This is a genomic window from Lysobacter oryzae DSM 21044, assembly GCF_059568595.1.
Map to the genome: position 1 here is coordinate 451,600 of NZ_JCANTQ010000008.1, position 20,650 is coordinate 472,249.

The following is a 20,650-nucleotide window of genomic DNA, read 5'->3' on the forward strand; positions in this document are numbered from 1 at the left end:
AATGGTGGACAAGAGCGGAACCGGGAGCGGCGGTGCGAGACGGAATCCTGCGGCCAGCGATCTGGGGCACTGCCGTTTTCCTTCTGCTGTTACCTGCCGTGGCGATGCAGTTCACGCACGAGGTGGATTGGACCAGGTCGGATTTCCTGGTCATGGGGGCGCTGCTGGCCGCGGCCTGCGCCACCTATGAGCTTGCCGCCTGGTTGAGCAGCAACACCGCGTACCGGGCTGCTTTCGGCATCGCCGTCGTGACGGGGTTCCTGCTGGTCTGGGTGAACCTGGCCGTGGGCATGCTCGGCAGCGAGCACAACCGCGCAAACCTGATGTTCGGTGGCGTGCTGCTGGTGGCTTCGTGCGGCGCGGTGATCGCGGGTTTCGGCGCCCGTGGGATGGCGCGCGCGATGGATGCGACCGCGATCGCTCAGCTCATGCTTGCCGGCATCGCGGTCACCATGGGGTTCCACGAGGAAGCGTTGCTCGCGGCCGGTTTCGCCTTGCCGTGGCTTGCTTCCGCCCAATTGTTCCGGAAGGCGGTGCAAGAGTCGGGCGGGGCAGGCATCTGACCATCGCGGATCGCGATGCCACCGAAGAACGCTTGCATCCCCTAGCTGACGTGTAGCGGGATCAGCGACGCCCGCAGCTTGCACTCGTCCAGCGCCTCGCGCAGGCGCCGTTCCACCATGGGAAGGTTTTCCAGTCGCTGCGACGCGTAGAGGGAATAGGTCGGCCGGTCGCCCGCCGTGGTGCGTCCTACGCTGACATGCGGCGTCTGGCACGCGCGCGCCCAAAGCGCCTGCAATTGCGTGGGACCGATGCTCTGGTGCTGGCCCAGCGTGAGCCGGAAGATCGCGATGTGGTGCTTCATGGAATCCTTGGGTAGGCGGAGCAATCAACCACGTGACGTGCCGCCACGCGGACGCACGGGTTGCGGCGGTTCTTCGGATGCCGCCAGGGCCGGGTCCAGCTTCTTCAGGACCTGGGTGACGCCCAGCACTTCGATGCGTCCGCCGGACGATTCGAAGGTTTCCAGGTCATGGGCGATCCGCTCGCTGGTCAGCGCCCGGGAGTCGGGCTCCTTGCGGCGGAACGGCTGATCGGTCGTCGTGGAACGGGCGCGGGTCATGGACGTGTTCCTCAGTAAAGAACGAGGGGAATGCCGCGTGAGCGGCGGTTGGTGTAATCGGCACGCACATCGAGGCAGTACGGGCCGGCCATCACGAACTTGCGGCAGATCGAGGGACGGGTCGCGTAGATCGAGCAGCACATGCGGGCGCCGTCGATGGCCACGCACCAGCCTTCCTCATCGCGCGCCATCACGTGCAGGCCCGACGAGGTGTGCGTGGTGAGATGCGCGGGCACGTCATCCTCGGGCATCAGCACCACCGTGAGTCGGCAACAGACCGCATCGCAGGAATCGCAGTGGACCTGTTTGGCGGTGGACGCGGTCATGCCGGCGTGGCCCCGCTGGTGCCACGGCTGTAACGCAGCACGCGACCACCGCAGGACGACGGGTCATCGTCCTCGGCAGGGAACCGGGTCTGTTCGACGTTGTAGCCCTGCGCCTGCATCAATCCGGTAAAGCGCCCACTGTTGCCGCGCCCCGGGTCGGTGATCCAGACCTGCGCGTCGTCGTTGGCGTGGTTCGCGATCACGCGGTTGATCAACTCCGCCTGCCCGCGCTCGTACAGCACGTCGCTGGCGATGATCACGTCGAACCTTCCCAGCGTGGGCAGCGGGATGTCCCAGCGCAGCTGCCGGTAGTGCACCGCGGGCAGCGCATTGAGCGCGGCGTTGTAGGCCAGGAAGGGTTCAGCGAGGGGATGGATGTCGCTGGCCACGATGTCGGCGCCGCGCTCCTTCAGCACCAGGCTGGCCAAGCCGATGCCGCATCCCAGTTCGAGGATGCGTTCGCCATTGAGCTCGACGCGATGCATCGCCTGCGCCAGCAGGCGGCCCGCCGGCCATAGCTGCCCGAAAAGGCTCCATTGCGCCGCCGAAATGCCCAGGCGCTCGCCATGGCCGTCCGGGTCGGAAAATTGCTGCAGGTCGCTGAGCACACGCAGGCGCCAGGGATGGCCGCCGATGGTCAGTGCGAGCTTACGAGTGGAATAGCCTGGCAACGACGCTCCCGAAGGCGACACCCTGCATGAGGGTGGTGGCGCGTGAAGGGAGCGAAACGGGCGACGGAGTGCCGGACGGAACGCGCGAATGGAACGCTACTGCCCTCCCAGCCTACACCAGGCGGGGGCTTCGCGGGGATGGAAAGGCCTGTTCACCTTTGTGGCGGGGCCGAGGGGCCTGCAAGGCGGTGTTGCCGACGCATGCCGCTGGACGCGGTGGTCTCAGCGGCGCGCCAGCCAGCGATCGAGCTCGCTCGCGAATGCCTGCCGGTCGCGCGCGTGCAACGTGGCCGGACCGCCGGTCTGGATGCCCGAACCGCGCAATTCCTCCATGAAATTGCGCATCGAGAGCCGCTCGGCGATGTTGTCGGCGGTGTAGCGTTCGCCGCGCGGGTTGAGCGCGAGTGCGTCCTTGGCGAGTACGCGTGCCGCCAGTGGAATGTCCTGGGTGACGACCAGGTCGCCGCGTTGCACGCGTTCCACGATCTCGCTGTCTGCCACGTCGAATCCGCCCTGCACCTGCAGCGAGCGGACATACCGCGAGGGCGGAACCCGCACCCAGTGGTTGGCGACGAGGGTGACATGCACCTTCGCCCGCTCCGCGGCACGGAAGAGGATTTCCTTGATGACGCCCGGACAGGCGTCGCCGTCCACCCAGATCTGCGGCGCGCCGCCTGGCGGTGCGGCCGATTCGGTCATCGTCCGGGGTTGGACGGGTCGCGGCCGGTATCGGTCGCGGCCTTCGCGGCCTCGCGCGCTTCCTTCTTCTTCGCCTGCTTCTCGTCCTGCTGCTTCTTTTTGGCGAGTTCGCGCTGACGCTTTTCGAACGAGTAGTTGGGCTTGGCCAAGGCGGGAATATCTCGATGGGGAAGGGCAGTCTAGGCGATGCGGCATGGCGATGGCGACATTTTTCAGTGCCGGCCCCCCGGAGCCGCGGGCGGCAACACGGCTCGACGCAGCCCCTGGAGCGGCTGGAACGAAGGTCAGCGCCGAGTGGCCAGCACTCCGTCCAGCGCGAGTTGCGCCCGGAAGCCGGCCTTTTCGAGCCGTTTCGCCACCTCGCGCGGTACGTCGCGGCCGCTGGTGAGCTTGTTGGGGCTGCCGGTGTAATGGAACAGGCGCCCGCCCTTGCGCAGGACACGCGCCAGATGGTCATAGAACACCTGCGAATACAGTTCGCCGGCGATGCCGAAGCGTGGCGGGTCATGCAGCAGGGCGTCGAACGAGTTTGCGGGGAGCTGCGTGATCGCCTGCGACACGTCGGCGTGCACGAGTTGCAGGCGGCCCGCCGCCGCGGGCGCGTCGGGGTCGGGCGACCAGGGATTGAGCGAGCGCAGCCACAGCACGTCTGGGTTCTTCTCGAAAGAAAGGATCCGACCCACGCCCGCTTCGATGCAGCACGCGGCGAAGTAGCCCAGTCCGCCGCAGGTATCCAGCACTTCCTTGCCCCGCGGCTCGATCAGCGCGACCTTGCGCCGCGCGTCGTCGACGGGGGACTCCTTGCTGGTGGGCAACATCTTGATGCCATCGATCTCGAACGTCGGCGCGCCCCATTCGGTCGGCACCAGCTTGATCAGCGAGCTGGAAAAGCGCGACACCGGCGCGAACTCGTCGCCGTCCCAGTAGTAGATCGTGCGGTCCTTCAGATTTTGCGGATAGGGATAGCGTTGGCCACGCCACTCCCAATCATCCGCTGACAGCGTGGCCTCACCGCTCGCACGTCCCAGGTCGAGCGAACCAGTCCATGTCGCTTCACCGGCATCGCGCGCGCCCTCCAGTGCCTGGGCGCTTGCGCGGGTGAGCAGGGGGCCGGAGTAGTGCGGCACCGGTGGCGATTCCTGAAAACGGGTGCCCAGTATATTTGCAGCGATCGCCAGGCATGGGCCTTGTCACGAACCGCCAAGGCCCCGCGCGATGGGATCACTGCCTGCACGGCCTCCGCGCAAGGTTGCGCGTACGCGCCGCAACCCCGGTTTGAGCGGTAGCGCGAGATTGCGATAGAGGAACGACAGCGCACGCCGCGATGGCGGTACGCGTCGCGCCAATCCTTCCTCGATGGTGTAGACGCATGGCGCGCACACGCCGCACGGGCGCCCGCGTGCCGGCTTGTGGCAGAACCAGGTCATGTCCATGAGCGCGCCCCAGCCCTCGGCATCGGCGCGCCGGTCGATCCCCACTTTGTCGATATGGAAGAGGGGAAAACTGAAATAGCGGAACAAACGGAATTCGGCCGAGCCGGCATGCCGCGGATCGACGCGGACAGTGCGGAATCCCAGGGGGTGGTCGTATTCCAGGGCGAACGCCCGCAACAGGGCCTGCACCTTGTCGTCCACGTGCACTCCGAGTTCCATGTCGACAATCCCGCGCTGCTTGCAGAACGCCGGCAGCCACGCGTACTGACTTCCGATGAAGACGCGTTCGCGGATCTGCTTCAGCGCTGCGTCGATTTCCTGGTCGCCGGCGACATCGCCAACCGAAGCCAGCTGCAGCGGCTGCAGCAGTGCACGCGTGTGCGGGTAATGCTCGTGCAGGTGATCGGTGATGCGCGCCATCGTCTGCAGTTCGATCGGGGTGGACGCGCGCGTCGGGTCCTCCAGGTAGTACGGCGCAACTGGAATCCGATGCAGCAACAGCAGTTGCAGCAGCCGGAAAGTGGAATCCCAGCCTCCCGTCCAGAGCAGGTTTACGCTGGCAATGCGTGCCGGGCCATGAGCATCCACCGGTTCTCAGATCCTCGTTGCGTGTCGCGAATGGGCCTGTCGATCTTCGATGGAATTCTGGCCGTGCGGGGCTTGTCTAACAAATGCTAAACGTGATCCATCGCGAAGATGAACGCGAGCAACGGACATGAAGCCACACAAACATGCGATTGACGCCGTGCGCCATCCAACTGTCGAGCGACATTAAATCGACAGAGTCAACGCAGAGTGAACTGCGTATGGAATTTCGGCAGGTATGCTCCAGGCAGGGATCCGTTCTTGTCTCCACTAATCGCGGCGCATGACAAAAGCGCTGTGATCTTTTCCTTGGATTGGAAGCATGCAATTGCAGAAAAACCTGAATGCTACGGCGATGGAACTGCGCTTCGGCGCGTGGGATCGGCACACCTTCTGGCAATACGCCGATCAGGCCAAGGAAGCGACCGAGGCGCTGGCGGAGCACCGGATGAAGGCACTGACCCACCTTCCCGTGGAGGCGTTGCGGCAGGTCTGCACGCAATACCGCTTCTTCACCATCGACTACATCAGCGACCTTGCATTGCTGCTGGCCAAGTTGCCCTTCGGCGGTTTGCGCAGCCTGCTGAGCCAGATCCTCGCAGAGGAACTTGGCGAAGGCGATGCGGGCAAGGCCCATCCCGCAATCTACGATCGTTTCCTAGGGAGTATCGGCGTGGAGCCGGCGCAGCTCGAGCGTCACTTGCCCGCCAATCGGGAGATCCTGGGGGAGTTGACGGGAGACCTGTTCCGGCGCAGTCCCGCTTTCGGGGTCGGATTGCGCGGCATGGGCGGCGAGTGCCTGTGCCAGACCTACCTGTCGGTGATGTTCGAGCACCTGCGCGAACATCCATACATGCGCGAGAACGACGATCGCATCGATTGGGAATTCTGGACGATCCACACCGGCGAGCAGGACATCGTGCACGGCGAGTTGACGCGCCAGGCCATCGACGACTACATCCGGCAGCAGCCCGAAGCGCTGCCCGAGCTAGCCCAAGGCTACCAACGCAGCATCACGGCCTGGAACCTGTTCTGGCAGAACATCTTCGATGCGACCGTGCCGCGCCCGAGGACCGTTTCGTGAGCCGGATCACGCAGTTCCATCTCGCATTCCCGGTGCGCGATCTCGACGAAGCGCGCCACTTCTACGGTGAAGTGATCGGTTGTCCGCAGGGCAGGAGTGACGTGTCCTACCAGGACTTCGACTTCTTCGGGCATCACCTGGTCGCCCACATCGGGGCCGATGGTTCACCTCTGCAGGGCGGACGGTTCGATGGCGAAGCCGTACCGGTGCCGCATTTCGGGATGAATCTTGACCGCGATGCGTGGGAGGGTCTGGCCCGGCGCTTGAGATCGGCCGGCGTCGCCTTCCATGAGGAGCCGCACCTGCGACTGAAGGGCAAGCCCGGCCAGCACGTCACCATGTTCCTGTTCGATCCGTCGGGGAATGCACTGGAATTCAAGTCGTTTGACGACCCCGAGCAGACGTTCATTCCCTGAGGGGCATCGCCGATGCGCACTGTTGGCATTGACGACCGCCGCGGACATGCCGCCATGTGCACCGACCCCGCGCCGCCTTCGCCGGTGCGCCAGAACGACCGCCGGCATGTACAGCACGCGTGGTCGGCGCATGCATCGTTCCAGCCCATCGTCGTGGTCGACGCCGGTGGTGCGTATTTCCGGGACGAGGAAGGAAGACGCTGGCTGGATTTCTCGAGCCAGCTGGTCAACGTGAATGTCGGCCACCAGCACCCCGGACTGATCGCCGCGATTACTGCCCAGGCGCGGAAGCTGTGCACCGTGGCGCCCTACCACGCCAACGAGGCAACGAGCGAAGCAGCTCGCCTCATCGCCGAAGTCGCGCCAGGCGATTTGAACCGGGTGTTCTTCACCAATGGTGGCGCCGAGGCGGTGGAGAACGCGATCCGCATGGCGCGCCTGCATACGGGGCGGCACAAGGTCCTGAGCGCATACCGCAGCTACCACGGTGCGACCGCGGGCGCGATCGCCGCTTCCGGCGACCCGCGGCGCTGGCCGTCCGAACCGGGGGCGCCCGGGATCGCCAGGTTCTGGGGTCCGTACCCCTATCGCTCCGCGTTCCACGCCACCGATGCCGCGGAGGAATGCGCGCGGGCGCTTGCGCACCTGGCGGACACGATCATGGTTGAAGGCGCGCAGGGGATCGCGGCGATCCTGCTCGAAAGCGTGGTCGGCGCCAACGGCATCCTGGTTCCACCGGATGGGTATCTGCAGGGCGTGCGCGACCTCTGCGATGCGCATGGCATCGTGATGATCGCCGATGAGGTCATGGTTGGCTTCGGCCGGTGCGGGGAATGGTTCGCGGTGGATCGCTGGGGCGTGGTCCCGGACCTGATCACCTTCGCAAAGGGGGTCAACTCCGGGTACGTCCCGCTGGGCGGCGTGATCATGAGCGATGCGATTGCCGCGAGCTTTGCCACTCGCGCCTATCCCGGCGGGCTGACCTATTCCGGCCATCCGCTGGCCTGCGCCGCCGCCGTCGCTTGCATCGGCATCTACAAGGAAGAAGATCTGATCGCGCGCGCGCGCCGGCTGGGCGAAACCGTGATCGGACCAAGCCTGCAGGCAATGCGCGAACGGCATCCCAGTGTCGGCGAGGTCCGCGGCCTGGGCGCGTTCTGGGCGATCGAACTGGTCCGCGATCGCGCGACCCGCGAACCTCTGGTGCCGTTCAACGCATCCGGCGACGCCGATGCCCCGATGGTCGAGGTCGCCGCAGCCTGCAAGCGCCGCGGGCTGTGGCCGTTCGTGGCATCCAATCGCCTGCACATCGCCCCGCCATTGAACATCGAGGAACAGGCTCTGGGCGATGGCCTGGCCATCATCGACGAGGCGCTGGCCCACGCGGATCGCCACTGCGTCGGCTAGCTGGCGTCCCCCCGGCGCAGCAGTTTGCGAGAGTCCATGGATCGCTTGTCGATTTCAGCCCCCGTCGCACGTCGCCGGTACAGAGCCGAGGAAACCCGGCTTCCCGCCATCCGATGGAGAATCGCCATGTCCCTGATCCGCTTCCTGCTTGCCGCGCTTGCCGTCTGCACCGCAATGCCCGCCGTCGCTGCCCCGGTCAGCTACGAAATCGATCCAGACCACACCTATCCGAGCTTCGAGGCCGACCACATGGGCATGTCGGTGTGGCGAGGCAAGTTCAACCGCACTGCCGGCATGGTGACTTTGGACAGGCAGGGCGGCACCGGCACGCTTGCGATCGACATCGACCTGGCGAGCATCGATTTCGGCCAGGAGCAGCTAAACGAGCTGATGTCGGGGACGGAGTATTTCGATACCGCGCGTCACCCGAAGGCGAACTACAAGGGCCGGCTTGTCCGGTTCGTCGACGGCAGCCCGACGCGGGCGATTGGCGAGCTCACGCTCCGCGGCGTGACCCGGCCGGTAACGCTCGACCTCAAGTCCTTCAAGTGCATGCCGCACCCGATCTTCAAGCGCGACTGGTGCGGTGCGGATGTTTACGCAAGGATCAATCGCGAGGAGTTCGGCATCGACGAAGGCAAGGAGTGGGGCTTCGCCATGGATGTGGACCTGCGGATCCAGGTGGAAGCCGTGGCGATGAAGCAGGGGGCGACGAGGCCATGAATCGGCAGTTGGCAGCGATCCGCCCGATGCTAGAGTCAGCCATCCTCAATGCAGCAACGAGCATGCGATGACTGCACAGACCTCCTATCCCATCGGCATTGCTGGCCAGCCCTGGGGTGATGCCGAAAAGGCGTCGTGGCTCTCGCGCCAGGTCCGCCGGCGCAGCTACGAGGCCGACGTACTGAAGGCGATCGAGGGCCTGCGGGTGCGTTTCGACGTCGAGGAATACGGTCACCTGCACTATGGCGCGGACAGCTATCCACTGCTCGCGGTCAGGAGCCGGGGGTGGCGCGAGGAACTGCCGATCGCGCTGGTGACCGGTGGGGTCCATGGCTACGAGACCAGTGGCGTGCATGGTGCGCTGCAGTTCCTAGCGCAACGTGCGGCGGACTATGCGGGCAGGATCAACCTGCTGGTGGTGCCATGCATCAGTCCCTGGGGGTACGAGCGCATCCACCGCTGGAACATGCATGCGATCGACCCCAATCGCTCCTTCCGCGACGAAAGCCCCGCGGAGGAGTCCGCGGCGCTCATGCGCCTGGTCGCACCGCTGCGCGACCGCGTACTCGTGCATGTGGACCTCCACGAAACCACGGACAGCGACGAATCCGAATTCCGCCCGGCGCTGGCTGCGCGCGACGGCAAGCCGTTCGAACCCGGGGGCATACCTGATGGCTTCTACGTCGTCGACGACAGCGAGCACCCGCAGCCCGCGTTCCAGCAGGCGGTGATTGCCGCGGTGGCAAAGGTCACGCACATCGCTCCGGCCGACGACAAGGGCGAGATCATCGGCTCACCGGTGGTCGCGCCGGGCGTCATCAACTATCCGCTCAGGCAACTCGGGCTCTGCGCCGGCGTCACCGACGCGCCTTACAAGACCACCACCGAGGTCTATCCCGACAGCCCCCGGGCGACGCCCGAGCAATGCAACGCGGCGCAGGTGGCGGCCGTGTGCGCGGCGATCGATTACGCCCTGGCGCATCGTTGACGGGCTTCGCGCCGTTGGCTGCAGGCAAAAAGAAAGCCCGGCGTGAGCCGGGCTTTCAGTTTTTTTATGGTCAACGCCCGAGGGCGCCGCGGTCTTTAGACCGGCTGGACCATGTCGGCCTGCAGGCCCTTCTGGCCCTGGACGACGGTGAACGTGACCTTCTGGCCTTCCTGCAGGCTCTTGAAGCCCGAGGACTGGATCGAACGGAAATGCACGAACACGTCTTCGCCGTTTTCACGGCTGATGAAGCCAAAGCCCTTGGCGTCGTTGAACCACTTGACGGTACCGGTTTCACGGTTGGACATCGTTGTTACTCCTTGGAACGGATGAAAGCCGCTGCTGCGGCAGGAAGCTGGTTGCAAGGAGGAAGCGGGGGACAACGATGTAGTGAAACAAGGATCTACAGCATCGGGCCACGGTTCACGGTGACCCTTGGCGAACTCAGCGCGTGCACGGTAGTGGTACGGCGCAGATAAAGCAAATGCCGGAGGCTCCGCGGTTCAGATTGGGCGCTGAATTGCGGTGGGGGCCACTGGAGCAGGCGGGGACCTCCTCGTGGCACCGGGCGTGCCGCTTGGCCCGGCAGGGCGTGCACGCGATCGGGCCAGCGGCCGGGGAGGGCGCCGGGAAACAGCGCGTGCTCGCGGATCCTGCGCGATCCGGAGTTGACCGGATTCCATGCTTCCAGAAAAATGGAACTATGGACACCCGGTCAGCCCTCTCGGCGCTCAGCGCGCTCGGCCATGAATCCCGCTTGGCCGCGTTCCGCCATCTGGTGCAGGCCGGTAGCGACGGCCTCGCCGTGGGCGAATTGCGCGAGCGACTCGCGCTGCCCCCAGCGACGCTCAGCGCCCACCTCAACGTGCTCAGGGCGGCCGCGCTGGTGGAAGACCAGCGCGAAGGCCGGGTGATCCGCGTGCGCGCCAACTACGAGCGAATGAACGCCTTGCTGGCCTACCTCACCCAAAACTGCTGCGGCGGATTGGCGCCGTGCGGCCCAGTCGCCTCATGTACCCCAAGTCAGTCCGAAGAAAAGTGATGAGCCGCTTCCGCGTGCATCCCGCGGTTGCCGACCTTCGGCATCCGCGACTACATCCACCCAGCTACTCGCTGCCGAGCCCAGCGTGCGCACCCCGGACTGCGGGAAATGGCCGCGCTGGCTGTCTGTGCACTTTGGTTGCTGCTGAGGCTCAAATGACGGAACTCCACCATCCCATGAAACGCGTTCTGTTCGTCTGCGTCGAGAATTCCAACCGGAGCCAGATGGCCGAGGCTTTCGCGCGTATCCATGGCGCGGAGCAGGTCGAGGCCCTGAGTGCGGGCTCCGCCCCCTCGGGCCGGATCAACCCCAAGGCCGTCCGCTTCATGGCTGAGCTCGGCTACGACCTCAGCCGCCATGCATCGAAGTCTCTGGATGAGGTCACCGGCGAGTTCGATGCCGTCATCACCATGGGCTGCGGCGACAACTGTCCCTGGGTTCCGGCAAAGCGGCGCGAGGACTGGGGGCTGGCCGATCCGCGGGACATGGACGACGCGGGCTACCGCGCGGTGCGCGACGAGATTTCCACGCGCGTCAAACAGTTGCTGGCCACGCTGTGACGACGCTGCCGCGCCGGCTCCTGGCCGAGTTCATTGGCACATGCGCGCTGCTGGCCACCGTGGTGGGGTCGGGGATCATGGGCGTCGCGTTGTCCGCCGGCAACGATGGCCTTGCCTTGCTGGCCAATGCCGCGGCCACCGCGGGCATGCTGCATGTCCTGATCGTCGTGCTGGGCCCGATCTCGGGAGCCCACTTCAATCCGGTCGTCACCGTCGCGATGCGGTGGCGCGGGCAACTCGCCACAAGCGATGCCGTCGCGTACATCGCCGTGCAGACCGTGGCCGCGATCGCGGGCGTCCTGCTCGCGCATGCGATGTTCGACCTGCCGCTGCTGCAACCGGGTACGCACGAGCGCGCCGGCATGCCGCAGTGGCTGAGCGAAGCGGTGGCGACGTTCGGATTGCTGCTCACCATCCTGCTGGGCGTTCGCCATCGACCCGCGGCGGTTCCGGCCCTGGTCGCCTGTTACATCTTCGCGGCCTACTGGTTCACGGCCAGCACGTCGTTCGCCAATCCCGCGGTGACGCTGGCGCGCTGCCTGACCCAGACCTTCGCCGGGATTCGCCCGTTGGATGTTGGTGGTTTCGTGGCGGCCCAACTCGTGGGTATGGCCGCCGCGCTGGCGGTGCTGCCGCGACTCCTGGAGGCGCCGGCGCCGGACGCGGGGTGACGAGGCCGGGTTTTTCAGCCGCATGCCCGGCGTCGAGTACCCCTATGTTATCGCCGTGCCCCCAAGGCCCGACGCGGTTGGAGTAAGGTCCGCGCGGCGTCCCGTAGAGCTCCGAGGCATTGCATGGCGACTCCCCCGCGCAGGAAGGCCAGCGACTTCGACCCGGAAGTGCTGCGCCTGTTCGACCAGTACGTGCACGGCATCATCGACCGCCGCGGCTTTCTTGCGGGCGCGGCGCGGTTCGCGGTCGGGGCCACCTCGGCGGCGGGTCTGCTGGCGGCGCTGAGTCCGCAGTTCGCCGCCGCGCAACAGGTGAAGCCGGACGACAAACGACTGTCGGCGCGCTACCTCGAATTCGATTCTGCCGATGGCTACGGCAAGGGCCGCGGCTACCTGGTGCGTCCGGCCAAGGCGCGCGGGCCGCTGCCGGTCGTGCTGGTGGTGCACGAGAACCGCGGGCTCAATCCGCACATCGAGGACATCACCCGGCGCTTGGCGCTGCAGGACTACATCGCCTTTGCGCCGGATGCGCTGTTTCCGCTCGGGGGATATCCGGGCGACGAGGACAGGGCGCGCGCCGAGTTTGCCAAGCTCGACCAGGCGAAGACGCGTCAGGACTTCCTCGCGGCGGCGCGGATGCTGCGCGGCATCGATGGCGGCAACGGCCGAATGGGCGTGGTCGGTTTCTGCTACGGCGGCGGCATGGCCAATTTCCTGGCGACCCGCTTGCCCGACCTGGAGGCCGCCGCACCGTTCTACGGCGGTGCTCCGCCGCTGGAGGAGGTGCCCAGGATCAAGGCGGAACTGCTGGTGGTGCTCGCCGCCAACGATGAGCGCATCAATGCGGGTTGGCCTGCGTACGAGGCGGCGCTGAAGCAGGCGGGTGTGCGTTATGCCCTCTACCAGCCGCCAGGCACGCAGCACGGCTTCAACAACGACACCACGCCGCGGTATGACGAGGACGCCGCGCGGGAAGCATGGAAGCGCACGCTGGCGCTGTTCGCGCGGACGTTGCGCAAGGCCTAGCCGTCCGCGCCGTCACGGGGTGGGGTGCCGGTTCCCGGAATCGGCGATCGCAGCGTTCGCGCCCGGCACGCACAGCCACAGGAGCACGTAGGCCAGCAGGCCGACGCCGCCAGCGAAGATCAGCGCGACAAAAGCCACCCGCCACAGCCAGGCGGGAATCGGTGTGTACGCGCCAAGGCCCCCGCAGACGCCCGCGACCTGGCAGTCCGCAACCGAACGACGTAGTGCCTGCAGGTTCCAGTCGCTGCCCGCAGGCGCGCCCGTGCTGCCTGCGGCCGGCATCAGCCACCACATCAGCACGTACACCAGCAATCCCGCGCCACTCGCCAAGGTCGCGAGAATGAACAAGACCCGCCATGCCAGCGCCGGCACCGGTGTGTATTCGCCAAGGCCGCCGCAGATGCCATCAAGCATGCGGTCGCTGGTTGATTTGCGAAGTTGCTGGAATCTCCAATCCATGTCCGATCTCCGCGAGGTGGCCGCCCGGCTGGCGACGTCTGCAGCGTAGGCGCCGGCCGACACCATGGACAGTGTCGAAAGATCACCGGCGCCGCGGCATGCGGCCGCGCCGCAGGAATCGCGCCTGCGCACTGGATCTGCCGCGCTTCGCCGCGCCATGACGGATGGGACGGGCTGGCGGCATGGGAGGCCTGCGAGGATGGCCCATTCATGCAAGCGAGCCTGCCCATGTTGCCGCGTGTCGCCGCATTGCTGTTGTCGTGCCTGCCCGTGGCTTGTTTCGCGGATTCCAGCGAGCGCCCGCACACGGCGGGCGCCACGGTCCGCGACTTCATCCCGCCGCTCCGGATGCCGCAGCTGGGTTTTGCGCGACGCCTTCGCGTCTACCTGCCGCCGGACTACGCGCAGGGGACGAAGCGGTATCCCGTGCTGTACATGTTCGACGGCCAGAACCTGTTCGACGACGCCACCAGCTACGCGGGCGAGTGGGGCGTGGACGAAACGATGGATGGCCTGGCGCGCGATGCCGGGTTTTCGGCCATCGTGGTGGGCATCGACCACGGTGGCGAGCAGCGCTTCAACGAGCTGATTCCCTACTGGAACGTGCGCTTCCTGCCCAATGCGGGCGTGGCCTTCATCGACGATGTCGTCAACGTGGTGAAGCCTTTCGTCGACGCCAACTACCGGACCTTGCCGGACCGCGTCCACACGGCGATTGCCGGCAGCTCGCTGGGCGGCCTGTCGGCCGACTACACCATCCATCGGTTTCCGGAGGTATTCGGCAGGGCCGCGGTGTTCTCGCCTTCGTACTGGGTCTCCGAGCAGCCATTCGTCAACGCGCAGCAAACCCCGTTGCCGGCCGATTCCCGCGTGTACCTGTACACCGGCGGACGCGAGGGCGATGAGTCGGTGCCGTCACTGGAGAGAATGGCGAACATCCTGCGTGGCCAGCAGCGCGGCGCCAGCGTGGCGACGCACGTCGTGCCCGAGGCGGAGCACAACGAGGCGGCATGGCGGGCCGAATTCCCCCGCGCCGTGCGCTGGTTATTCCAACTGCCGGCAGAGGGCGCGCACAATGGCGGCGCCGCGGACGCAACTAGTCGTCCTGGTCGCGCAGGGCGATGCCTGGGCTTTCGTTGATCGAACCGTCCGGTTCGATGACCAGATAGCGGTTGTTATCGCGGTCGAACACGATCGGCACCGGATCCCGGAACATCGGGCGACGGACGAACTTCAGCGTCCAGTGGAAATGCCCCAGCGTCGAAAGCGTCTTGAGCTGTGCCGGGGTGAGGCCTTCGCTGAGGACCTCCGGATCCAGCGGGACTGGTTTGTTGCTGCGCCGTTCCTTTGGATGCATATGCGCGGCTCCCGTGCAGCCGCGCGCAGTTTGCCTCGCGTTGCTTCGCCTGCGCGTGAAATGGCTCGCCGGCCGGGGCAGGGAATGCACGCATGGTTCGCACGGCCAAGTCAGGCCGGCGCCGGTCCGCGCGAGAAACTCAGACGTCGACCACCATGCCCGGCGTCGCGAGCGTCGCGGTGATGCCGAAACGCTCGCCGATCTCCCCCGCCAGCGCCTCGCGTGCCTTGTCTTCGCCATGCACCAGCACGAGCGGCGGATGGTCGGCAATTTCGCCATACCACTCGATCAGGCCGTGCTGGTCGGTATGCGCCGACAGGCCGCCGACGGTGTGCCGTTGCGCGTTGACCCGCACGTCGCGGCCGTGGATGCGCACCCACCGGGCGCCATCCACCAGCCGGCGGCCGAGCGTGCCCTCCGCCTGGTAGCCGACGAACACCACGTGCGTGTGCGGCTTGGAGAGCCGGTGCCGCAGGTGATGCAGGATCCGGCCGGCGTTGGCCATGCCGCTGCCGGCGATGACGATCGCACCGCGGCCGATGTCGTTGATCGCCATCGATTCCTGCGGCGTCTGGGAGAAGCGCAGGTTGGGCAGGTTGAACGGACTGGGGCGGGCGGCCCAGACGCGTCGCGCATCTTCGTCGAACAGCGCCTGGTTGCGGTCGTAGACCTTGACCACTTTGTTCGCCATCGGACTGTCCAGGAATATCTGCCAGCGCGACAGGTTCCAGTCGTCCCAGTGGCGCGCGAACCAGTACAGCAGCTCCTGGGTGCGCCCCACGGCAAATGCGGGAATGAGCACGCTGCCGCCTTCGCGCCAGGCATGGTCGAGGATCTCCCCGAGCTCCGCGATCGTCGCGGCGCGGTCGCGGTGCTGGCGGTCGCCGTAGGTGGATTCCATGATCACCAGGTCGGCACGGTCGATGCTGGTCAGGTCGCGCAGCACCGGCGTGCCCTTGGGGCCGAGGTCGCCGGAAAACACCAGCTTCCGGCCGTCTGCGTGGACCTCGACGATGCACGAACCGAGGATGTGGCCGGCGTCGCGGAGGACGATGTCGATTCCCGGAAGGACGCTGCTGCGCTCGTCGTAGGGCAGGGCGCGGACCTGGCGCATCGCCGCTTCGGCATCCGCGCGCGTGTACAGGGGCTGCGCAGGCGCTTCGCCGCGATGGCGGCGCCGGTTGGCGCGTTCGGCCTCGTTCTCGGCGATCGACGCCGCGTCGAGCAGCATGATCGGCATCAGTTCGGCCGTGGCCGCCTGCGCGAAGATCGGGCCCTGGAAGCCGCGCTTGACCAGCAAGGGGATGCGGCCGATGTGATCGATATGCGCGTGGCTGACCACCAGCGCGTCCAGGCGCGAAGGCTCGAAAGGGAAGGCGTCCGTATTGCGCCGTTCCGCCTCGGAACTGCCCTGGATCATTCCGCAATCGAGCAGCAGGCGGTGGCCGGCGGCTTCGACTTCGTGCAGCGAGCCCGTGACCTCGCCGGCGGCGCCGTGGAAATGGACGCGCATGGATCGCTCCTTCATTCCGTTGCCTGTGCGGCATTGGAAGCTACACCAGTCCCTGCGGCGCCGCGACCTCGCAGGCGGCGCTCCGGCACGCTGCGGTCGCCGGTCAGGACAGCCGTTCGAGCGCCAGCGCCAGCGTGTCCTCGCAATCCGCATGCAGCTTGAGCGTGGCCAGGTCGTCCGCGCGGGTCACGCCGCGCGTCAGGATCGCGAGCGGCAGCCCGGCCTCGCGCGCCATGCGTGCGAAGCGGAAGCCGGAATAGACCATCAGCGAGGAACCGACCACGAGCATCGCATCGGCGTTCCGCAGTGCCTCCGCGGCGGTTGCCACGCGCTCCCGCGGCACGTTCTCGCCGAAAAACACCACGTCCGGCTTGAGCAGGCCGCTGCATCGCGGGCACTGCGGCGGACGGAATTCGCCGAGGTCCGCCGGCTCGAGGTCCGCGTCGCCATCGGGCGCCGTGGCGACGGCGGTCGCGGCGGTAATTGCGGTCCATTGCGGATGGGCGTCCGCCAGCATCGCCTGCACGTCGCCGCGTGGAATGCGCAGGCCGCATTCCAGGCACAAGACCCGGTCGATGCGCCCATGCAGGTCGATGACCGCGCGGTGGCCGGCGCGGTCGTGGAGTCCGTCAACATTCTGGGTGACCAGCAGGGGCATCCGTCCCAGCGCCTCGAGCGCGGTGAGTGCGGCGTGGGCCAGGTTGGGGCGGGCGCGGGCAACGATCGGCCAGCCGACGAAGCTGCGCGCCCAGTAACGCGCGCGCATCGCCGGCTCATGCAGGAACGCCTGGTACGTGACCGGTGCGCGCCGCTTCCACTCGCCATCGGCGCCGCGGTAGTCGGGGATGCCCGAGTTGGTGCTGATGCCGGCGCCGGTGAGGACGAAGATCGAACGGTGCGCATCGAGCCATCGGCGCAAGGCGGCCGCCGCGTCTGCAATCGATGGGGAAGTAGCCAGCATGCGTCGGTTGCGCGGATGGTTCGCGCGGAGGATGGCATGCGGGCAGGCGTGGCGCGTGAACTGCGTGGACGTGGTCCGGTCGGGCGCCGAGGGCTGCGCCCTAAGGAATTACCTGATGCTCGTGAGCAGTTCGTGGATCTGCCGCTCCTGTCGCGGGGCGAACTGCACGCCGAGGTGATCGATGCAAACCCGCACCACCCGTCCGTCCACCGCCACCGTCTGGATGGGGTCGATTTCGAAGAACAGGCGCAGGTTGGCCCCGTCATGTGGCGTCCAGTCATCTTCCGGCAGCCGGATGCGCGCGCCTCCCTCCGACACGTCGAGGACCGACGCGCTGTGGCGGTCGCCATTGGGAGTGAACATGATGGCCATCAGCGTGTTCTGGCGCGGATGGCGGCGTCGCTCGGTGTCCATCAGGCGGTGACCTTGCGTGGGGTATAGGGGAGCAACGGCAGCTACCGCTAAAACGGGCCACGACGCTCGGGCAGGTGGACATCACCCTTCGGTGGGCAAGCAGTGGCATCGGGTGACCGATGCCGCGACGTGGAGCGATGGCGCCCAGACGACCTTCGCGTCTTGGTCGCGAACTGGGCAGGGTGCTGCGAGTGGGCGGATGGCCACTCCACTCGCATTCGCCTCGAGCGGGGCCGGGTGCGTGCGTTCTGGTCGGCGCGTTATTGCCTGGTTTGCCTCTTGGCCCATTCCTCGCCGCGCCGCCGCATTTCTTCCTCGCTGACGTCCTCGATGTGGGTGCCGAGCATCCACTTGTGGCCAAACGGGTCTTCCACGGTGCCCATGCGGTCGCCCCAGAACTGGTCTTCCGCGGGCTGCACGACCTTTGCCCCGGCCTGGACCGCCTTGTCGATGGCCGCGTCGACGTCCGGCACGTAGATCAGGAAGCTGCCAGTGGCGCCGCCTCGCGACTTCGGTCCGAGCGCGCCCCATTCCTTGAATTCATCCGAGAGCATCAGCCGGGAATCCCCGATCTGGATTTCGGCGTGGCCGATCTTGTCGCCCATCGGCAGGCGGTAGGTCTCCTTGGCGTCGAAAGCCTTCGCGTAGAACTCAAGGGCCTTCTTCGCGTCGTCGACCACCGCGGACGGCGTGATGCTGTGATAGCCGGAAGGAATCGGTTTGACGCTCATCGCCGTGCTCCTGCTGTGGACCGCGCACATGCTGGAAGCCCTGCCGTTACGCAGGAATGAGCGGAGTGTTGCAGCCCGACTGTCCGGCTTCGCATTGCCGTTGCGCAGCGCAAGCCGCCATGACTTTCGTCATAGACAAGACGGTCTAGACAGGACGGTCTACATGGGCTAGGGTGGCGCCGTCCCGCTAAGGATCGCGCCATGGCCCCCTCAGCCGCCAAGACCCGCAGGCCACCCAAGCCCACGGCCACAGAACTCGACCTGCTGCGCGTGATATGGCGCCTGGGACCGTCCACGGTGCGCGACGTGCACCAGGCCCGCCTGCGCGAGAAACCCGACCTGGCGTACGCGACCGTGCTGCGCCTGATGCAGGTGATGCACGGCAAGGGGTTGCTGGTCCGCGATGAGAGCCAGCGCTCGCACGTCTACACAGCCGCGCACGCGCAGGACGCGTTGCAGACCAACCTGCTGCGCGACCTCATCCAGAAGGCGTTCTCCGGTTCGGGCAAGGACCTGGTGCTGGCCGCGCTGAGCGAGCACGTAACGGCCAAGGAGCGCGAGGAAATCCGACGCTTCCTCAAGGAGACCGGCGATGAATGAGTTCGTGGCTTCGCTCGTTCCGTTGATCGGCCGCGCCCTGTTGCATTTCCTGTGGCAGGGCGTCGTGATCGCACTGGTGGCGGCCCTGTTGCTGCAACTGCTGCGCGACGCGCGCCCGCAGGTGCGCTACGCCGTGGGCTGCCTGGCGTTGCTGGCCTGCGCGCTTGCGCCGTTCGCCGACATCGCCTGGCAACTTTCCGTGCAGTCCGTCGCCACGCCGGCAATGCCCGGCGGGTTCAAGCGGAACGCCTTGGCCGGCACGCTTTCCCTAGCTCCGCTGGTGCCTTCGGCGTACGCCGGATTGGCGGCATTGCGCATCGATCAAGCCCTGCCGTGGATCGTGTCGGTCTGGGCAGCCGGCGCGTGCGCCTTGTCGCTGCGCATGGCCATGGGCGTCTGGTGGATCCGGCGTTCGTGCGCCTTGCCGCAGGACCTACGGCAGCCCTTGTGGCAAGTGCGACTCGATGCAATCGCCGCGAACTTCGGCCTGCGTCAACCGGTAGTCCTGCGCCTGGTCGACTCTGGCGTCTCACCGGCGTCGGTGGGGTGGTGGCGCCCGGTCGTCCTCTTGCCCACCGCGTTGCTCATGCGGATGCCGGTCGAACTGGTGGAAGCCCTGCTTGCCCACGAGCTCGCGCACGTCCGCCGCCACGACTACCTGGTCAACCTGTTGCAGGGCGCGGTCGAAGCAATGTTGTTCTACCACCCGGTGACATGGTGGCTGTCGGGCCGGATCCGCCACGAGCGCGAACTTATCGCCGACCAGCTCGCTGCACAAGCCATCAAGGCGCCGCGCCGCCTGGCGGTCGCGCTCTCCGAACTTTCCGAATGCCTCGCTTCCGCCGGCTCCACGCAGGACTCCGCGCACGACGACCTGCCGGCGCCGGCCCTTTCCGCCCTTGGAGGTCACCTCATGATCCGCATCGAACAACTCGTCCGTCCGGGGCTCCGCCGGAGCGGCGGGCGCATCGCGTTTCCGCTCGTCGGCCTGGCCGCTGCTTGCCTGGCGTTTTATGCCCAGGCGCAGATCCGTCCGGAAGCGGCGACGGTCGCGACGAACGCCGCCCCGGCCACCAGCACCAAGCACGGCAACCGCGCGAAGGTCGGGCACGGCAGCGACAGGCCTTTCGCCATCGTTCGCAAGGGGCGCGAGGGCTTCATCATGTCCGGATCCACCGATGAGATCGACGACATCAAGGCTGTGCGACAAGGCCTGGACCGCGATTTCGTCTGGTTCCGCAAGGGCAACCAGGCCTACGTAGTGGTGGATCCGGCCATCGTGGACCGCGCCGCGCAGGCATGGGCGGACACGGACAAGCTCGACGAGCGCATGGAAGCGCTGGATGCGCAGATGGAAGTGCACGACCGCAAGATGGAAGCGCTCGACGCGAGGATGGATCAGGTGTCGGACCGCGGGACCGACCCCGCCATGGAGGCGGCGAGCAAGCGCATGGAAGCGCTCGCCCAGCAGCAGGCCGCGCTGGGTGCCAAACAGGCCAAGCTGGCCGCGGCGATGGTCCATGCCGGCGAGCAAGAGCAGCAACGGCTGTCGCAGGAGATGGACGCGCTCTCCGACCAGCAGGACGCGCTCTCCAGGCAGATGGATGCGCAATCGGCCGTGCTGGAGGCTCAAAGCGAGCGCATGGAACAGCAGATGAAGCCGATGGAGGAACTCGGTCGGCAGATGGAGGAAGCCAGCAAGCCGATGGAAGCGCTGGGCAAGCAGATGGAGGCATTGGGCGAGCAGATGGACCGGCTCAGCGAGCGGGCCGAGCGCGAAACACTGCAACTGATCGACGACGCCGTAGCCAGGGGATTGGCCGAGCCCGCGCCTTCGCGCCGCTGAGGGATCCCGGGACAGGAA

Annotated in this window: 28 protein-coding genes; 13 read left to right on the forward strand and 15 right to left on the reverse strand. The window is 66.7% G+C overall.

Annotated elements, in window-relative coordinates; genetic code table 11:
* Positions 1-32: 32 nt before the first annotated feature.
* A complete protein-coding gene (locus BP05_RS02315; protein ID WP_496360028.1) occupies positions 33-563 on the forward strand; it encodes a hypothetical protein in 531 nt (176 codons plus the stop codon).
* A gap of 41 nt (positions 564-604) precedes the next feature.
* Here BP05_RS02315 and BP05_RS02320 read toward each other — a convergent pair whose 3' ends face one another.
* From BP05_RS02320 to BP05_RS02355, 8 genes are all read right to left on the reverse strand, one after another.
* Positions 605-865 carry a hypothetical protein gene (locus BP05_RS02320; protein WP_496360030.1) on the reverse strand — a complete coding sequence of 87 codons (261 nt, stop codon included), beginning with the start codon at positions 863-865 and terminating at the stop codon, positions 605-607.
* Between the two features lie 24 nt (positions 866-889).
* A complete protein-coding gene (locus BP05_RS02325) occupies positions 890-1,123 on the reverse strand; it encodes a hypothetical protein (protein WP_496360032.1) in 234 nt (77 codons plus the stop codon).
* A gap of 11 nt (positions 1,124-1,134) precedes the next feature.
* Positions 1,135-1,449, reverse strand: a complete 315-nt coding sequence (locus BP05_RS02330) for a YkgJ family cysteine cluster protein (protein WP_496360034.1) — start codon at positions 1,447-1,449, stop codon at positions 1,135-1,137.
* A complete protein-coding gene (locus tag BP05_RS02335; RefSeq protein ID WP_496360036.1) occupies positions 1,446-2,120 on the reverse strand; it encodes a class I SAM-dependent methyltransferase in 675 nt (224 codons plus the stop codon). The genes BP05_RS02330 and BP05_RS02335 overlap by 4 nt, the downstream gene beginning before the upstream one ends.
* A gap of 222 nt (positions 2,121-2,342) precedes the next feature.
* Positions 2,343-2,819, reverse strand: a complete 477-nt coding sequence (locus BP05_RS02340) for a YaiI/YqxD family protein (RefSeq protein ID WP_496360038.1) — start codon at positions 2,817-2,819, stop codon at positions 2,343-2,345.
* The gene (locus BP05_RS02345; protein WP_496360040.1) at positions 2,816-2,968 is read right to left on the reverse strand and encodes a hypothetical protein; all 153 of its coding nucleotides are present in this window, start codon (positions 2,966-2,968) and stop codon (positions 2,816-2,818) included. Before BP05_RS02345 ends, BP05_RS02340 begins: the two co-directional genes overlap by 4 nt.
* Before the next feature lie 135 nt (positions 2,969-3,103).
* Complete coding sequence (locus BP05_RS02350) at positions 3,104-3,946, reverse strand: class I SAM-dependent methyltransferase (protein ID WP_496360041.1); 843 nt, start codon at positions 3,944-3,946, stop codon at positions 3,104-3,106.
* Positions 3,947-4,009: 63 nt separating this feature from the next.
* Positions 4,010-4,840: a hypothetical protein gene (locus BP05_RS02355; protein ID WP_496360043.1), complete on the reverse strand. Its 831-nt coding sequence runs from the start codon at positions 4,838-4,840 to the stop codon at positions 4,010-4,012.
* Positions 4,841-5,159: 319 nt separating this feature from the next.
* Between BP05_RS02355 and BP05_RS02360 the strand changes: the two genes are divergently transcribed.
* The 5 genes from BP05_RS02360 (at position 5,160) to BP05_RS02380 (ending at position 9,455) form a co-directional block, all read left to right on the forward strand.
* On the forward strand, positions 5,160-5,921 hold the full coding sequence (locus BP05_RS02360) for an iron-containing redox enzyme family protein (RefSeq protein WP_496360045.1): 762 nt from the start codon (positions 5,160-5,162) through the stop codon (positions 5,919-5,921).
* Entirely contained in the window at positions 5,918-6,337 is a 420-nt protein-coding gene (locus tag BP05_RS02365) for a VOC family protein (protein WP_496360047.1), read from the forward strand. Before BP05_RS02360 ends, BP05_RS02365 begins: the two co-directional genes overlap by 4 nt.
* Positions 6,338-6,391: 54 nt before the next feature.
* Positions 6,392-7,744, forward strand: coding sequence for an aspartate aminotransferase family protein (locus BP05_RS02370; RefSeq protein WP_496360049.1), 1,353 nt, complete (start codon positions 6,392-6,394; stop codon positions 7,742-7,744).
* Between the two features lie 126 nt (positions 7,745-7,870).
* Complete coding sequence (locus BP05_RS02375; RefSeq protein ID WP_496360051.1) at positions 7,871-8,467, forward strand: YceI family protein; 597 nt, start codon at positions 7,871-7,873, stop codon at positions 8,465-8,467.
* A 67-nt stretch (positions 8,468-8,534) separates the two neighbouring features.
* On the forward strand, positions 8,535-9,455 hold the full coding sequence (locus tag BP05_RS02380; protein ID WP_496360053.1) for a M14 family metallopeptidase: 921 nt from the start codon (positions 8,535-8,537) through the stop codon (positions 9,453-9,455).
* A gap of 95 nt (positions 9,456-9,550) precedes the next feature.
* Here BP05_RS02380 and BP05_RS02385 read toward each other — a convergent pair whose 3' ends face one another.
* The gene (locus tag BP05_RS02385; protein WP_496360055.1) at positions 9,551-9,760 is read right to left on the reverse strand and encodes a cold-shock protein; all 210 of its coding nucleotides are present in this window, start codon (positions 9,758-9,760) and stop codon (positions 9,551-9,553) included.
* Positions 9,761-10,155: 395 nt separating this feature from the next.
* Here BP05_RS02385 and BP05_RS02390 point away from each other — a divergent pair, with 395 nt between their 5' ends.
* From BP05_RS02390 to BP05_RS02405, 4 genes are all read left to right on the forward strand, one after another.
* Complete coding sequence (locus BP05_RS02390; RefSeq protein ID WP_496360057.1) at positions 10,156-10,494, forward strand: ArsR/SmtB family transcription factor; 339 nt, start codon at positions 10,156-10,158, stop codon at positions 10,492-10,494.
* 176 nt (positions 10,495-10,670) lie between these two features.
* Positions 10,671-11,054 carry an arsenate reductase ArsC gene (locus BP05_RS02395; protein WP_496360059.1) on the forward strand — a complete coding sequence of 128 codons (384 nt, stop codon included), beginning with the start codon at positions 10,671-10,673 and terminating at the stop codon, positions 11,052-11,054.
* Positions 11,051-11,725, forward strand: a complete 675-nt coding sequence (locus BP05_RS02400) for an aquaporin (protein ID WP_496360061.1) — start codon at positions 11,051-11,053, stop codon at positions 11,723-11,725. The genes BP05_RS02395 and BP05_RS02400 overlap by 4 nt, the downstream gene beginning before the upstream one ends.
* 123 nt (positions 11,726-11,848) lie before the next feature.
* Positions 11,849-12,751 (forward strand): dienelactone hydrolase family protein, encoded by a 903-nt coding sequence (locus tag BP05_RS02405; protein WP_496360063.1) that lies wholly within the window; start codon positions 11,849-11,851, stop codon positions 12,749-12,751.
* 12 nt (positions 12,752-12,763) lie between these two features.
* Here BP05_RS02405 and BP05_RS02410 read toward each other — a convergent pair whose 3' ends face one another.
* Positions 12,764-13,369, reverse strand: coding sequence for a PspC domain-containing protein (locus BP05_RS02410; RefSeq protein WP_496360065.1), 606 nt, complete (start codon positions 13,367-13,369; stop codon positions 12,764-12,766).
* A gap of 51 nt (positions 13,370-13,420) precedes the next feature.
* Here BP05_RS02410 and BP05_RS02415 point away from each other — a divergent pair, with 51 nt between their 5' ends.
* Complete coding sequence (locus tag BP05_RS02415) at positions 13,421-14,350, forward strand: alpha/beta hydrolase (protein WP_496360067.1); 930 nt, start codon at positions 13,421-13,423, stop codon at positions 14,348-14,350.
* On the opposite strand, the gene BP05_RS02420 is transcribed toward BP05_RS02415, so the two are convergent.
* The 5 genes from BP05_RS02420 to BP05_RS02440 form a co-directional block, all read right to left on the reverse strand.
* Positions 14,307-14,567: a hypothetical protein gene (locus BP05_RS02420; protein ID WP_496360069.1), complete on the reverse strand. Its 261-nt coding sequence runs from the start codon at positions 14,565-14,567 to the stop codon at positions 14,307-14,309. The genes BP05_RS02415 and BP05_RS02420 overlap by 44 nt on opposite strands.
* A 139-nt stretch (positions 14,568-14,706) precedes the next feature.
* On the reverse strand, positions 14,707-16,080 hold the full coding sequence (locus BP05_RS02425) for an MBL fold metallo-hydrolase RNA specificity domain-containing protein (RefSeq protein ID WP_496360070.1): 1,374 nt from the start codon (positions 16,078-16,080) through the stop codon (positions 14,707-14,709).
* A 103-nt stretch (positions 16,081-16,183) separates the two neighbouring features.
* Entirely contained in the window at positions 16,184-17,041 is an 858-nt protein-coding gene (locus tag BP05_RS02430) for an NAD-dependent protein deacetylase (protein WP_496360071.1), read from the reverse strand.
* Between the two features lie 108 nt (positions 17,042-17,149).
* On the reverse strand, positions 17,150-17,455 hold the full coding sequence (locus BP05_RS02435) for a PilZ domain-containing protein (RefSeq protein WP_496360073.1): 306 nt from the start codon (positions 17,453-17,455) through the stop codon (positions 17,150-17,152).
* A gap of 260 nt (positions 17,456-17,715) precedes the next feature.
* Entirely contained in the window at positions 17,716-18,186 is a 471-nt protein-coding gene (locus BP05_RS02440; RefSeq protein WP_496360075.1) for a VOC family protein, read from the reverse strand.
* Between the two features lie 201 nt (positions 18,187-18,387).
* On the opposite strand from BP05_RS02440, the gene BP05_RS02445 reads away from it, so the two are divergent.
* Both BP05_RS02445 and BP05_RS02450 read left to right on the forward strand, forming a co-directional pair.
* Positions 18,388-18,786 (forward strand): BlaI/MecI/CopY family transcriptional regulator, encoded by a 399-nt coding sequence (locus BP05_RS02445; RefSeq protein WP_496360077.1) that lies wholly within the window; start codon positions 18,388-18,390, stop codon positions 18,784-18,786.
* Complete coding sequence (locus tag BP05_RS02450) at positions 18,779-20,632, forward strand: M56 family metallopeptidase (RefSeq protein ID WP_496360079.1); 1,854 nt, start codon at positions 18,779-18,781, stop codon at positions 20,630-20,632. Before BP05_RS02445 ends, BP05_RS02450 begins: the two co-directional genes overlap by 8 nt.
* The last annotated feature ends 18 nt before the right edge of the window (positions 20,633-20,650 follow it).